16 protein-coding genes are annotated in these 15,062 nt (G+C 35.2%); 3 read left to right on the forward strand and 13 right to left on the reverse strand.

The window, feature by feature from the left end; all coding sequences use genetic code 11:
* Positions 1–87: 87 nt before the first annotated feature.
* The 5 genes from EDD63_RS01700 to deoD are packed head-to-tail and all read right to left on the reverse strand — an operon-like array spanning position 88 to position 5,472.
* Positions 88–1,152: a BMP family lipoprotein gene (locus EDD63_RS01700; protein ID WP_134167839.1), complete on the reverse strand. Its 1,065-nt coding sequence runs from the start codon at positions 1,150–1,152 to the stop codon at positions 88–90.
* 46 nt (positions 1,153–1,198) lie between these two features.
* Positions 1,199–2,041: a YjjW family glycine radical enzyme activase gene (locus EDD63_RS01705; protein ID WP_208318283.1), complete on the reverse strand. Its 843-nt coding sequence runs from the start codon at positions 2,039–2,041 to the stop codon at positions 1,199–1,201.
* On the reverse strand, positions 2,034–3,533 hold the full coding sequence (locus EDD63_RS01710; protein WP_134167841.1) for a YjjI family glycine radical enzyme: 1,500 nt from the start codon (positions 3,531–3,533) through the stop codon (positions 2,034–2,036). Before EDD63_RS01710 ends, EDD63_RS01705 begins: the two co-directional genes overlap by 8 nt.
* 11 nt (positions 3,534–3,544) lie before the next feature.
* On the reverse strand, positions 3,545–4,744 hold the full coding sequence (locus tag EDD63_RS01715; RefSeq protein ID WP_134167843.1) for a phosphopentomutase: 1,200 nt from the start codon (positions 4,742–4,744) through the stop codon (positions 3,545–3,547).
* Between the two features lie 11 nt (positions 4,745–4,755).
* Positions 4,756–5,472 carry a purine-nucleoside phosphorylase gene (deoD, locus tag EDD63_RS01720; RefSeq protein WP_134167845.1) on the reverse strand — a complete coding sequence of 239 codons (717 nt, stop codon included), beginning with the start codon at positions 5,470–5,472 and terminating at the stop codon, positions 4,756–4,758.
* Between the two features lie 116 nt (positions 5,473–5,588).
* On the opposite strand from deoD, the gene EDD63_RS01725 reads away from it, so the two are divergent.
* Positions 5,589–6,326 carry a Crp/Fnr family transcriptional regulator gene (locus tag EDD63_RS01725; protein ID WP_134167847.1) on the forward strand — a complete coding sequence of 246 codons (738 nt, stop codon included), beginning with the start codon at positions 5,589–5,591 and terminating at the stop codon, positions 6,324–6,326.
* Between the two features lie 44 nt (positions 6,327–6,370).
* Here the strand turns inward: EDD63_RS01725 and EDD63_RS01730 are convergent, their stop codons facing one another.
* Both EDD63_RS01730 and EDD63_RS01735 read right to left on the reverse strand, forming a co-directional pair.
* Positions 6,371–6,757: a hypothetical protein gene (locus tag EDD63_RS01730; RefSeq protein ID WP_134167849.1), complete on the reverse strand. Its 387-nt coding sequence runs from the start codon at positions 6,755–6,757 to the stop codon at positions 6,371–6,373.
* A gap of 423 nt (positions 6,758–7,180) precedes the next feature.
* Complete coding sequence (locus EDD63_RS01735) at positions 7,181–7,852, reverse strand: LytTR family DNA-binding domain-containing protein (RefSeq protein WP_134167850.1); 672 nt, start codon at positions 7,850–7,852, stop codon at positions 7,181–7,183.
* Positions 7,853–7,980: 128 nt separating this feature from the next.
* Between EDD63_RS01735 and EDD63_RS01740 the strand changes: the two genes are divergently transcribed.
* Both EDD63_RS01740 and EDD63_RS01745 read left to right on the forward strand, forming a co-directional pair.
* A complete protein-coding gene (locus EDD63_RS01740; RefSeq protein WP_134167852.1) occupies positions 7,981–10,506 on the forward strand; it encodes a heavy metal translocating P-type ATPase in 2,526 nt (841 codons plus the stop codon).
* A 2-nt stretch (positions 10,507–10,508) separates the two neighbouring features.
* Positions 10,509–10,781: a metal-sensing transcriptional repressor gene (locus tag EDD63_RS01745; RefSeq protein WP_134167854.1), complete on the forward strand. Its 273-nt coding sequence runs from the start codon at positions 10,509–10,511 to the stop codon at positions 10,779–10,781.
* A gap of 141 nt (positions 10,782–10,922) precedes the next feature.
* Here the strand turns inward: EDD63_RS01745 and rbr are convergent, their stop codons facing one another.
* From rbr to EDD63_RS01775, 6 genes are all read right to left on the reverse strand, one after another.
* Entirely contained in the window at positions 10,923–11,489 is a 567-nt protein-coding gene (gene rbr, locus EDD63_RS01750; protein ID WP_134167857.1) for a rubrerythrin, read from the reverse strand.
* A gap of 14 nt (positions 11,490–11,503) precedes the next feature.
* Positions 11,504–11,890, reverse strand: coding sequence for a Fur family transcriptional regulator (locus tag EDD63_RS01755; protein ID WP_134167859.1), 387 nt, complete (start codon positions 11,888–11,890; stop codon positions 11,504–11,506).
* Between the two features lie 246 nt (positions 11,891–12,136).
* Positions 12,137–12,373 (reverse strand): autonomous glycyl radical cofactor GrcA3, encoded by a 237-nt coding sequence (gene grcA3, locus EDD63_RS01760; RefSeq protein ID WP_134167861.1) that lies wholly within the window; start codon positions 12,371–12,373, stop codon positions 12,137–12,139.
* A 32-nt stretch (positions 12,374–12,405) separates the two neighbouring features.
* Positions 12,406–13,260 carry a DegV family protein gene (locus EDD63_RS01765; protein ID WP_134167863.1) on the reverse strand — a complete coding sequence of 285 codons (855 nt, stop codon included), beginning with the start codon at positions 13,258–13,260 and terminating at the stop codon, positions 12,406–12,408.
* 11 nt (positions 13,261–13,271) lie between these two features.
* Entirely contained in the window at positions 13,272–14,120 is an 849-nt protein-coding gene (locus EDD63_RS01770) for a DegV family protein (protein WP_134167865.1), read from the reverse strand.
* A gap of 15 nt (positions 14,121–14,135) precedes the next feature.
* Positions 14,136–14,993, reverse strand: a complete 858-nt coding sequence (locus tag EDD63_RS01775) for a DegV family protein (RefSeq protein WP_134167867.1) — start codon at positions 14,991–14,993, stop codon at positions 14,136–14,138.
* Positions 14,994–15,062: the final 69 nt, after the last annotated feature.

Below are 15,062 nucleotides of genomic sequence, written 5' to 3' on the forward strand. Positions count from 1 at the left end.
TCCTCCTATTATATATGTTCTATATTAATTTTATCATAAGAAAAAGGGGATGGACATCCCCCTTATTCTTCTATTGTTTAAGAACGATTAGTTCGTACCACCATTAGTGATTTTAGCTTCTTCAGAAACTTTGATTGATCCATCTTTAATACCAGCGATTGCATCGTTTAATGCTTTCGTAATATCTTCTGATAAGTTTGGATTTTCTTCTGGGAATCCTACACCATCAAGGTCAAAGTTGTATGTAATTGTTTCAGCTTTGAAGTTTCCATCTAAGATTTGTTTACATGCGTCGTAAGTTGCAACGTCAACACGTTTTAAAGCAGATGTTAAGATTACTGAATCTCCACTTGCCATTTTACCATCTTCATATTGGTCACGGTCAACACCTACTGTGTATAGTTCTTCACCTTTTTCCGTACGTTCTTGAGCTTCTTGGATTACACCGTTTCCTGCGTTACCAGCAGCAGCGTAAATAACTTTTACTCCAGCGTCATATTGTTTTGCAGCTAATGTTTTTGCTTTACCTGCATCATCAAATGATCCAGCGTAGTCTACATAAATTTTTGCTTTAGGGTTAGCAGCTAATGCTCCTTGTTCGAATCCAGCTTGGAATGCTCCAATAACTGGTCCTTCCATACCACCGATAAATCCAACACTGTCAGATCCTAATGCTTTTGCTTCTAATGCAGCAGCAACACCAGCTAAGTATGAACCTTCGTGAGCAGCAAATACTGCAGATTGTACATTGTCAGCTTCTACTACAGAATCAATAATTAAGAAGTTTGTTTCTGGGAATTGTGCAGAAACATCTTTCATTGCATCTTCGAATAAGTATCCAGCAGCAACTACTAGATCAAATCCATCTTCAGATAATTGTGTAAGGTTACTTACGTAGTCAGCTTCAGCTTTTGATTCAAGGTATGTAATACAGTCATCTCCTAAACCTTCGTCTTCAGCAAATTTTTTGATTCCTTCCCAAGATCCTTGGTTGAATGAACGGTCATCAATACCACCCATGTCAGTTACGAAACCAATTTTTACTTTACATGATTTGTCATCTGATCCTTTGTCTTTGTCATCTGACCCACCACAAGCTGTTAGTGTGAATACTAACATTGCACATAGTGCGATAATACTAAATTTTTTCATCTTTACCTCCGCGGGAAACTCCCTAAAAAACATTTAGTCAATCTATTTATACAACGTAAACTTGTCCTTGTCTATTCATTAAAGCGATTTTCTTATAAGCATTCGCTTCCGCTTCACTTACCGTCTTCATTCCGAACACGGATACCCCCTCTGGACGTACTCCATAAGGGCGGTAGCGTAGTAACTTATAAGGAATGCTCGCCTCAAGATGTTTACTTACATAGTCAACGGTCTTCGTATTTTGCTCATCTTCTTCAGGCAACAATACGGTTCGCACTTCGACCAGTTTTCCTATCGATTGTAAGTATTCAAGATTTTCAAGAACAACTTTATTGCTGTATCTGCAAAGCTTTTGATGAAATGCTTCATCTACAGCTTTTACATCTAACATCACTCCATCACTAATCTCAAGTAGTGGTTTATACTGTTTAAAATCATATGCACCATTACTATCAATCAGACAGGTTAATCCCAACTTTTTCACTTCAACAAATAAATCATAAATGAAGTCTGCATAATTCATACATTCACCACCACTAACCGTAATTCCGCTAATGAATAATGCATGTTCTTTAATATATGCGACTAGTGTTTGTACATCGTATGTTTTCACTTTCGGGGATGAATGGTGTTTACATACTTTTATGCACGTATCACAGTCTACACATTTACTAGAATCCCAGACAACTTTTCCATTCACTTTGCTAAGTGCATGGGTTGGGCATGTTGGTATACATTCTCCACAATCCACACAAAGATTAATCGTTTCTGGATTGTGACAATACAAGCAACGAAATGGGCAACTTTGGAAAAAGATAGCCGTTCGATTTCCTGGTCCATCTACATTTGAAAAGGGAATAATCTTATTTACAATTGCAGTTTTACTCACTGTAAATTTTGCGACTTAACGCTTTTCCTTTTTCTTCTGCACCTTTTCCAAACATCGTTACTTGGTTTAGACTTGCTTCATTATTTCTTAATTTTTCAATTTCACTTCGTTTTACTAAATATCCAGTTACTCGGACTACATCGTTATCTGCATTATATCCTGAGAAATAACGCATTCCACTAGTTAGAGCACCTTTAATAATTTGTAAGACTGCTTCTGGTGTTTTCGTCCATGTTTCATCAAACTTGAAGATATCTCCAACTCCAGAAACAAAATGTTTATGCATTTTTGCTTCCAATAAAATATGATCCCGTAATTCTGGTTCACTACCAATCGGAATTCTCACACCTGGTGAGTTTTCCGTACCATCACTATCGATTCCAACCTGTGCATGCATGACATAGGTATCATTGCACCCTTCACAGTACAATCCCTTATGTCCAACAACAAGGTCGTGAATCGTATCTAATATTTGCAAACCAAGATTGGTTGCTTCTTCGTTATGTCCATATCCTGCATTTTGATCCTTACTATCAAGAAGATGGTTTACACATTCGGCTAAACCAACAACTCCAAACATACCTGTGAAGTTTTCTTGTTTTACAAACCCTTCTTTGACTAAGAAGTTACTTTTGAAGAAACTTGATTCTTCAACAATGTAACGAATTCTTTGGTCCATGTTTTTTAGCATGATTTGTACATAATTTGGTAATACATGCGTAATGAAATCATTTGCATCTTTTGCCTTCAATGACGCATTATACAAACGAATTCTTGGTAATGTATACCCACCTCCACCAACACGTAGTGAATTGTAGCAACTAACAATTGCATATTCTTTTGAACCTGCATCTTGTTGGTACATCACATCATTGGCAAAACTTGGTTTACTTGTTGCTAACATACATTTTACACTGGCAACACCAAAGTCATCACTTGTTTTCTCTGGGTTATATAAAAGTGTAATGTTAGGAATCGCAAGTTGCATTTCCTCTGTTAGTTCTAAAATAATTCGACTTACGCGATTATCTTCTGGACCGATATTTGCATGCACGAAACTATCTGTTAATGTGCTATCGATATGTTGTAAGAATAAGCGTAATGCTTTCTTTGTTTGCTTTTCATCTGTATCAAATGGAGCGAATAATTTTGAGAAGTTTCCTAAATATACTGGAAATGAAGTAATACTAGGTACATGCTTATAGAAAATCAATAAGGCATTAGTTGCTTCCCAAATATCTGTTGGTGCTTCTATGTTTAAAAACTTACACCCTTTTTCCATTAATACTTTGTAATCAGGCACTATATACCGTGGTCGGTATGGTGCAAGACCTTCACCTAAGTCACATAAAATTTCTTCATTTAATGCTTCAATCCATTCTGGATCACGAGCTAATGAATCATCCATGTTTTCCGCTAAGCGAGCAAGTGATAAAACTTGTTGTTCATACGTTAAGGTTGGATCGCTAATAATATCGTGTACTTTGCTCATCCTGTTCTCCTTTATTTTTCTAGTTGTTCAACTAGCGTATCTAAAACACTTTCACCAATGGTACCTTCTGGCATTGCAACTTCAAAGTTATCGCAAATCGTAGCACCAATATTGGCAAATGTATCAAATTCTGTAATATGTTTTCCCGCTACCATCTTCTTGCTGTAGGCGATGAATGGTACTGTTTCTTTGGTATGATCACTACCTTCATATGTTGGATCATTTCCATGGTCTGCAGTAATAATTACCAAATCATCATCTTGCATTTGTTCTATAAACACATTTAATTTTTCATCAAATCGTTCCAGTTCTTCTCCATATCCTACAGGGTTTCTTCTGTGTCCCCATAAAGCATCGAAGTCAACTAGGTTGGTAAAACATAACCCGGTAAAATCTTTTTGTAGTAGATCAATGGTTTGTTCCATCCCGTGAACTGAACTTTTACTTTTATATGCTTCACTAATGCCTTCACCATCGAAGATATCTTTAATCTTTCCAACACTGATGACATCATAGCCACCATCTTTTAAAGCATCTAGTGCAGTTGGACCGTATGGTTTTAATGCATAATCATGACGATTTGCCGTACGGACAAATTCACCTTTTTTACTTCCTGTGTATGGACGTGCAATAACACGACCAACCATCCATTCTGGACGCATCGTTAATTCACGTGCAATTTCACAGTATTTATATAAAGTTTCTACACCCATCGTTTCTTCATTCCCACAAATTTGCAGAACGGAATCCGCAGATGTATACACAATTAAGACACCATTGTTGATTTCATCTTCACCAAATTCATCAAGAATTTCAGTACCTGATGCACTTTTATTTCCAACAATTTTACGACCTGTACGTTTTTCCAATTCATCAATTAATTCTTTTGGAAATCCAGTTTCTGTAAATGTTTTAAATGGTGTTTTAATTTCAAGACCCATCATTTCCCAGTGTCCAGTCATCGTATCTTTTCCAACACTTGCTTCTTTCATTTTTGTGTAAACTGCTTTAGGTGAAGCATTTGCTTCTACACTTGCAAGTGGTGTAATATTTGCCATTCCAAGTTTTTGTAATGTTGGAATTTTGAAGTTAGGCATATGATCTGCAATGTGTGCTAATGTATTTGCACCAGTATCATAACCTGGTAAATCATCTGCACCAACGCCAAGTGAATCAACGACGATGGTAAAGATTCTTTTATAGTTTTTCATTAGAACTCTCCTTATAGTTTAATTGCACTTTCTAAGGCAACTTCCATCATTTCATTGAATGAATTTTGTCTTTGTTCAGCTGTTGTTACTTCGTGTGTTACTAATGAATCAGAGATTGTTAGTAAACATGCAGCTTTCTTACCTAAGATTTGTGCGTTATGGAATAATGCAAAACTTTCCATTTCGACACATACACAACCATGTTTTTCATAGAACTCAACGTGTCCATCTACATTATCTTCATGATAGAACACATCACTTGAGTGAATTGTATTCTCGTGAACGGTTTTTCCAATCTTTGTTGCTGTGTCAGCAATCAATGCATTTAATTCACGGTTTGGTTCGATTACATCTTTATCATAACCAGATTGTGCAAGTGCAAAACTTGATTCACTCCATGCATCTTTTGCAAGCACAAGATCAAATAGGTTTAAATTATCTGTATATGCTCCTGCACTACCAATACGAATAATTACTTCTACATCAAAGAATTTAAATAATTCATATGAGTAGATACCAATGCTAGGCATTCCCATTCCTGAACCCATAACACTGATTTCCTTTCCTTTATATGTTCCGGTAAATCCAAACATATTTCTTACACTATTAAATTGTTTTACATCCTCTAAGTATGTATCAGCGATAAACTTAGCACGTAAAGGATCACCCGGCATCAGAACAACTTTAGCAATTTGTCCCTTTTCTGCTTGAATGTGTGGTGTTGCCATAAATTTCTCCTCCTATGACATGCTTTTTAAATTTTTCTGCGCATGTCTTTACATGCACATCATAACTTGGTGTATAATATTAAAAAAGGCCATGTGTCCCTTTTTGGAGAAAAAATATGAAATTTTTATTAGATCAGATTGAGCACCTATTACAACCCGATACATATGCATTTCTAGCAACGCTTTTTAAGCAATGTCCAAAAGATATACTAATGCGTATGGATATCATGCATTTTCCCAAGAATCATATTATTATGCATACGGGAGATCCCAACAAAGATGTCTACATTCTTGTCAAAGGTGGAATTGAAGGGGTCGATGAGTCAGTACCAACCATTCCATATACATTCAGTGATTTACGTCCAATTGATATATTAGGTGACTATGAATTATTTAGTAATGTAGCCACACGGTATGTATCTTTACGAACAACAACTGAAACAACATGCTTAAGAATCAATGCCCAAGATTATTTAAGCTGGATGAAAACCGATATCAACGCGTTATTTATGCGTATGGGAATGTTAATGCTTGTACTTGGACAAGAGACCCAGTTCCATCGTCAATTCTTATTTTTAGACAATGAAACTCGATTATTATTATTCTTACTCGAACAAGTAGAAAAGAAAGCAAAACACTTTCCGTACAAAGTTGAAGCAAGTCGTGAACAAATCGCTTCACGTATCGCAAGTAGTATTCGTACACTCAATCGAACACTATCAAAACTTGAAGACATGGGAATGATTTCTCGTGTTCATGGAAAAATCATTATTTCAAAACAACAGAGTGTTCTAATCAAAGCTGCAATTCATCAAGCAGAAAATGATTTACGACTCACTTTACCGAAGACATAAGAGTAATTATTAAAAAACTCTCAACAGTGTTGAAAGTTTTTAATCTAGAGAAAACTTGAATGAATCACATCATTCACTTGAATTACATCTTTTCCTATAAATTTAAAATAGAAATTCTTTGTAGTTATTGAATCAAACTTTGTTGTGTAATAAATAAGTCCATTGACAGTAACTTTAAATAATTCACGCTTTCCAATGGTTACCGTATCTTCTATTTGGCACACCACACTATTATTTTCGGGAGAATCTAAAATTTTCCCAAATAAAAGTATTTTACAATCATATAGTTCATTCAATTTCATGAAATCGAAATTTTCTAAACTATATAAAGCTGAATCATCAAAACACTCATCTATAGTTAAGGTATCCTGATTTTGAAGATTTAATACTCTAGTCATTGCAGATTCCTTAATATTCAATAATTTGTACATATTAACCTCCCTATTTATTTACTGAGATAAAATAAAACGATAAAAACCATACTTCACATATGCAATAGTATATTTTGGAAAAAATCATCCATTATATATTTGCGATTTACACATACCTCTGTTTCTACTGTATTCATATTTCTCATACATAGAGATTTCTTTTTTCACCTACCTCTAGTACTTTTAAACCTATACGATGATATTTGCATCACTATTCACAACGTGCTAAACTAAGTACGTCATTGTTATTCATTGACATTTCCTCCTTGTATTTATTGTTGAATGCAGTTGCTATGCCGCACTTCAATCATCATACAGGAGGTTTTTTTCATTTTCCTCCACTAAAAATTATTAAGACTACTAAATTATGCAGAGTACTCTTTATACAACAGAAAAGCAGCAACCGCTGCTTTTTGTATTATATTATAAAGTTTTCGCGCGTATGTAACGCAGTAATTTAGGTTTACGTGAGCGCGATATAGGTAGACGCACATGGTTATGTAGTTCTACTTCATCACCTTCAATTCTGAAAATATATTCATAATTGACAAGAATTCCGCTGTTTACCCGAACGAAATCGTATGGTTCAAACTCTTCACTTTTCTTGTTCATACTTCCACGTTCGTAAAATTCACCACGCTTTGTATAGTATACCAAGTTCTTTTCTTCTTTTATCACGTAATAAATGTCATGGTATTTCAATTTCAATGTGACTCCATTATATGAGAATAAATACTCACTATGTTTACGTAAACGAATATTGATCATATCTTTGATGCGAACAAACTCATTGGCAAAATCCGAACGCTTGATGCGAAAGATTCGTCCATAGTTAACATTTTGACTTTCATATCCATCTTGGCATAAGTAAATATACACACTATTGCTTTTATCAAAATTCAATGCAGATGTAATACGCACATTATTGTATGCCTCATTTAAAATGACAACATCAAATTGCCCTGTATCTTCTTTGACTAAATCCACAATCTTCTCATAGTAGTTAAACGTAAATTCATCACTTAGAATCTTCGGTAATAAGAAGATAACATCTTTAGCAATTTTTTCTTGTTCAACTATTGCAACTTTCAACATACACAAAATCTCCTACAGGTATTATACACTATTCTAATTTTTTCCCAAAGGATAATCGTTGACAAAATATCGAAACCGTTTTATTATGAATACACACCCCTAGGGGGTATTAGAAATGAGGTGTTACAATGAAACAAAAAATCGATGTAACCGGAATGACATGTAGTGCTTGTGCTGCACATGTAGAAAAAGCAGTAAAGAAATTACCAGGCACAAAAGAGGCTAATGTCAATTTAATGCAAAACAAATTACTCATTGATTACGATCCTAAAGTAACTAGTGAGCAAGATATCAGCAGTGCTATTGAAGCTGCAGGATATGGCGTAAAAAAAGAGGTGCAAACAGCCGATACAGAAAATCAATTTGCTAAACAAGCAAAACAGGAAAAGCGAAAACTTTGGATTTCTGTAATCTTATTGATCGTACTTATGTATATTTCTATGGGAAGTATGGTTGGCTTACCTTTACCATCCTTTTTAGATGGATTACATAATGCGATCACCTTTGCGATGGTTCAATCTCTTTTAACACTAGTTATCTTGAGTATGCATTTCCATTATTTTAAAAATGGCTTTAAGGCACTGATTCATCGTGCACCTACAATGGATTCCTTAATTGCCTTAGGAAGTAGTGCTGCTTTACTTTATGGTATTTATGCAATTATCATGATGGGACAAGGTCTAGCAAATCAAGATATGCATATGGTTCACACATATCACATGGACTTATACTTTGAAAGTGCAGCAATGATTGTGACTTTAATTTCGGTAGGTAAATACTTAGAAACCCGTTCGAAAGGTAGAACCAATGATGCCATTCAGAAATTAATGGATCTTACACCAAAAACCGCATTCGTTCAAAAAGGTGATCAAGTAATTGAAGTTTCCATTGAAGATGTGCAAAAAGATGACATCTTAATTGTTAAGACTGGTGCAAGCATTCCTGTGGATGGAAAAATTATCGAGGGAAGTGGAACACTTGATGAAGCTTTAATTACTGGAGAAAGTATTCCTGTTGAAAAACACGAAGCAGATAAAGTAATTGGTGGAACCATCCTTGTTTCTGGTTATATAAAAATGCAAGCACTTAGTGTTGGTGAAGATACAACCATTGCTAAGATCATTCAACTTGTTGAAGATGCAAATGCCTCAAAGGCTCCAATTGCAAAACTTGCGGATAAAGTAAGTGCTGTATTCGTACCAATCGTTATTGTCATTGCAACTATTGCGACCATCACATGGTTAGCTCTAGGTTACGATCTTAGTTTCTCATTATCCATTGGTATTGCAGTTCTTATTATTAGTTGTCCTTGTGCACTTGGTTTAGCAACCCCAACAGCAATTATGGTTGCAACTGGAAAAGGTGCGCAATTAGGAATTCTATTCAAGAATGCCGAAAGCTTAGAACAAGTTGGTAAAATGGATACTATCGTTTTAGATAAAACTGGTACCTTAACAAAAGGAAAACCGGAAGTTACTGATGTAGTAAGTGAAAATGAGATGCACTTATATGCTGTTGCTTATGCACTTGAACATAGAAGTGAACATCCTCTAGCAAAAGCAATAATCAATTATACTAAAGATAAAGATATCGAAGCGATTCCTATTGAACAATTCGAACAAATCGCTGGACAAGGAATCAAAGCAAGTAGTGAGACAAACACCTATTTTGCTGGAAATGCAAAAATGATGGAAGTAAACCAAATACAAATCGATGCTTATCAACAAGTTGCCTCGCAGTTTGCAAATGAAGGAAAAACTGTCTTGTACTTTGCTGAAAACAATCAAGTCATCGGACTGATTGCACTTGCAGATGTATTAAAAGATAGCAGTGTCGAAGCTATTGCAGCAATTAAGCAACTTGGTAAAGAAGTCGTGTTATTAACTGGTGATAACAAGCAAACTGCAGCCGCAATATCGAAAAAAGCAAATATCGATACCGTCATTGCTGAAGTATTACCACAAGATAAAGAAGAATATGTTCGTAAATTACAAGCGCAAGGAAAACAAGTTGCCATGGTTGGTGATGGAATCAATGATGCACCTGCACTTGCCAGAGCAGATGTTGGAATTGCAATTGGTGCAGGAACCGAGATTGCCATGGAAAGTGCTGATGTTGTTTTAATGCACAGCGACTTAATGGATGTAGCAACAAGTATTCAATTAAGTAAAGCAACCATTCGCAATATCAAACAAAACTTATTTTGGGCATTCTTCTATAATGCCATCGGAATTCCATTAGCTGCAGGACTGTTCTATCCAACTTTCCAATTGAAACTAAACCCAATGTTTGGTTCAGCAGCAATGAGTTTATCCAGTTTATTTGTTGTAAGTAATGCATTGCGCTTACGTTTCTTTAAACCAACGTATACTAGCACAAGCTCACAACAACATGAAGTACATACAGAAACAATCGAAATAGACAAAAAGAAAGGAGGATTACCTATGAACAAAGTAATCCATATTAATGGCATGATGTGTGCCAACTGTGAACGTCACGTAAATAACGCATTAAATGCACTAGATGGAGTTGAAGCAAAAGTGGATCTAGCAAATAATCTAGCAAATGTTACACTTTCAAAAGATGTTGATGATGCAACACTTACCAAAGCTGTTACTGATGCAGGATATGAAGTTACTTCCATTGAAGGTTAGTCATGCAAGCAGATCATAAAAAAATAGAGCGCTATTTGAAAACTGCTCGTGGCCAAATTGATGGCATTTTAAAAATGATTGAGGAAGACAAGTACTGTATCGACATCGTCAATCAAGTATTGGCTAGTGAAGCATTATTATCAAAAGCAGCTAAACAAATATTACTTGGACATATCCAAGGCTGTATCGTTGAAAGCTTTGAATCCGATGATAAAGAATATCAAGCCGAAAAAATGGCTGAACTTTCAAAAGTATTAGACCGAATCGCAAAATAAGAGGTAAATCCGCAAAGATTGCCTCTTTTTTATTTGAAATCACTAGCTTATATTATACATAAAGATGGGTAATTTTATAAAACTGAGTTTGCACAAAAAAAACAGAATTAACATTTCTGCTAACTCTGTTATTTACACGATTTATTTGTGGTTTGAAAATCTTGTATTTGTGAATTTCTTTTCTTCCACTGCGAATTCAGCTTGACCAAATCCACATACTGGACAAATTTTTGGTGCTTCTACACCTTCTGCATGATATCCACAGATTCCACATACCCAAGTAGTTGCTTCATCTTTTTTGAATACTTTACCTTCTTCTACATTTTTAAGAAGATCTAAGTAACGTTCTTCGTGACCTTTTTCGATTTTCGCAACTTGTTCCATTTGGAATGCAATTTTTGTAAATCCTTCTTCGTGAGCTTCTTTTGCCATACGGTCATACATATCTGTCCACTCGTAGTTTTCACCTTCTGCAGCAGCTTTTAAGTTGTCAGCAGTTGTGTGAATTTCTCCACCTTGAAGTGCTTTGAACCATAATTTTGCGTGTTCTTGTTCGTTACGTGCTGTTTCTAAGAAAATTTCAGCAATTTGTTCCATACCTTCTTCACTAGCTTTTTGTGCAAAGTATGTATACTTGTTTCTTGCCATTGATTCCCCAGCGAATGCATCTAATAAATTTTTCTCAGTTTTTGAACCTCTTAATTCCATGTCTGTCTAACCTCCTATTTTTCTAAACAATCCTTACAGACTCCTTTAACAACGACTTCATGTGAGTCGATTTGACCAACCACATCGTCGTTTGTAAATTTGCTATGATATTCCGGGTCGAACGGTGCTTCTAAGTCGTATAATTTATGACACTTCTCACAAAAGAAATGATAATGTGGATCACTTGTTTTATCGTAAACAAAGCGGTCTCCATCAATTGGAATTTTCTTTACTTGATGCATTTCACTAAGAATACCTAGGTTACGATAAATCGTTGCTAGTGAAATCTTCAAGCCTTTTTGATTCATTCCTTCATAAATTTGTTCCGCACTGGCATGACCAATCATACCTTGCATATAATCTAAGATCATATCCCTTTGTTTTGAGTGCTTATATGACATAAAGCTCCTCCTTCCTGAATATGAATGTATTATATCACCTATTTTTCGATTTGTGAATAACTTTAAGAATAATTCTTAAAATAATTCTTAAATTATGCAAAGGTATATACTATATATCTATTAGAATCATACATATTCTACTTTTAGTTATCAAATGGTACACTCAGTTTTCTTGTAACTTCGTATATGTAGTTGAAGCAATAAAAAAAGCTGATTACCCATATCACAAGTAATCAACTCTTTGTCTTACATTCCTTCGTGCATTGTACGATTGATAACGTCATCTTGTTGTTCTTTCGTTAACTTATTAAAGTTAACCGCATAACCAGATACGCGAATCGTAAGTTGTGGATAACGCTCCGGATGTTTTTGTGCATCAAGTAATGTCTCGCGTGTAAACACGTTTACATTTAAATGGTGCCCTCCGCTTTCGGCGTATCCATCAATCATCGTTACTAAATTATCAATACGATCTTGTTTCATGATGTACCTCCTTTACTCTCACACAAATCATTCTATAATTCTTTAAAATATTGAATGGCTAATGAACCAATTCCCGTGTGTACTCCAACAACACTTACAAGTTTAATGAAATTGTAATGTGCATTTGGAAAATACTCTTTACACTGTTCCAAAAACTTTCTTCCTAATTCTTCAGCTTTTACATGCGTTACTGTAATACTATACTGTTCACCTAAAGCTGGAATTTCCTTTTTCATAATTTCTAGTGTTTCATCAAGTGCTTTACTCATTGTACGCACTTTATCTTTTACATCTACTTTTCCTTTAGTACTCTTGTTGATTTGTAAGATTGGTTTAATCTTTAGAAACCCACCAAGTGTTGCAGCTAGTGGTGTTAAACGTCCACCACGACGCATATGTTGTAAATCATCAGGGATAATTAATGTATTTGTCGTATCACAAATCTCATTTAAGATATCCATAATTTCATCAATTGTTTTGCCTTGTTCGTATAGTTCTTTTGCACGAACAACCATATATCCTTCAACAACTGCAGTTACATGGTTATCAAATCCATAGAATATAAGCCCTACTTGTTTTGCGACCATTTCCATGGCATCCATCGTTCCACTAAGTCCTTTACAAATCGGAACACAGAAAACGGCTTCATATCCATCATCTTTTAACTTAGTGAATAATTCTTCAATTCTACCAAGTGGTGCTAGTGATGTTTTGATCACTTTCTTTTGTTCCATCAATTCGTTAACTTGGTCAACGTTAATGTCTTCATTTTCTAAATATGCGTGATTTCCTTCAGAGATTTGCAAAGGCACACTGTACACGCCATGTGCAGCTGCTTCTTTTACACTCCATCCAGTTCCACTGTCAGTAACAAATGCTATTTTCATATGAATATCACCTAAACTTTCTTAATATATTGCAATCCAATCGCTCCAGTTCCGGTATGCGCCGCAATAACTGGTGCAAGCAATCCAAATACTTTCATATCTGTTTGTACTGTATCAAAGTATAATTCTTTCATCAGTACACCTGCTTCATCTGCATTTACATGTAAAATTGCAATCACATATGAATCATCAATTCCTCGTTCTAAAAATGTATCAACTGCTTGCTTAATCGCTTTTGACATCGTACGAACTTTTGCATGTTGATCCACTTTTCCACCACTTGATTCATTTAGTTTTAGGATTGGCTTAATTTTTAGCATTCCTCCTAATTTCGCCGCCATAGGTGTTAGTCTTCCTCCAGCTGCTAAATGATCAAGATTTTCTACAATTAAAAATGTATTACTATCATCAATAGATGCTTGTATACGTGTTTTGATTTCTTCGATATCCAATCCTTCATCGACCAAACGTTTTGCACTTTCAGCAATATACATTTGAATAAAAGCGGTTGTATAAATTTCGAAGCAAGTAATTGGTAATCCAACATTATCTGCTGCTAATTTTACTGCTTGCATCGTTCCTGAAATACCTGCACTCAATGGTACAAAGATTAAATGTTCATATCCATCTTCTTTCATTTTCTCAAGCATTTCTTCAACCAATCCAATTGGTGGTAAACTTGTTTTCAACATCTTTCCATCTTCTAACATTTGAAAGATTTGTTCAGTTGTTGTATCGACTCCATCTAAATATACGTTATCACCATCAATAATTTGTAATGGCAAAAAGTATAACCCTTTGGCTTCTACCTGCTCTTTGGTTAAACCGCACCCACTATCGGTTAATACTGCAATTTTCATGTTTTCTTTTCTCCTCTAATTTGTTTTCAAAGTTGTTTGTACTGCCACACAGCCAAGTCCCCCGTGACAAGTTAGGACTGTTGGTAGTTCAATGATTTCACACTCAATATCGTCAAAGTACGCTTTGGCAATTTTTTCAACCTTTTGCGCTCCTTTTAAATTATTCGCATGCAAGATATAGGCTTTATGCGTTAGTGCTGTTACATTTAGTGAACGCAGTTTATCCACTGCTTCAGAAACCAACTTTGTTTCCGTACGTGCTACTGCAAACTTATCAACAACACTTCCATCTTCTTTTAAATATAATAAGATTTTAATTCGCAACAAAGATGCGACATTTGCCGCAATTGGCGAAATACGTCCACCGCGTTTTAGTTGCGTTAAACTTTCTGGATATAAATACGAGAAACTGTTTTTACATTTTAAATCAATTACTTGTAAAATCTCATCTACGCTTTTATCTTCACTTGCCATTTGTTTCGCAGTGCGTACACAATCAAGAATCGGTGCAGCAACACTACGCGTATCAATAATGTATACATTACTCATACCTAAATCTTCTTTTACCATGTGGTATGTGTGGTTTGCCCCACTTAAAGAAGATGAACATGTAAAGATTAGAATTGCTTCATAATCTTTTTGTTTCCACTCTTCCATACGTTGCGTAACATACCCAATACTTGGTTGTGATGTTGTTGGTACAACACCATTTTCTAATTCACGATAAAGCGTTTCTTTATCTATATCTATAAGATCTTTAAATTCACGTTCATTTATAATGACGGAAAGCGGCAGCAATTCTACACCAAGTGCATCTGCCATTTCAAAATCCATTGCACTTGTCGTATCACATACAATTAAATAGTTTTTCATGTTTCTACCTCGTCTACGTTTATTTTACCACATTATACACCGCTTGATAGAAAAAACCCACTTGGTTGC

The sequence above is a fragment of the Breznakia blatticola genome (genome assembly GCF_004365815.1).
Lineage (GTDB): Bacteria > Bacillota_I > Bacilli_A > Erysipelotrichales > Erysipelotrichaceae > Breznakia > Breznakia blatticola.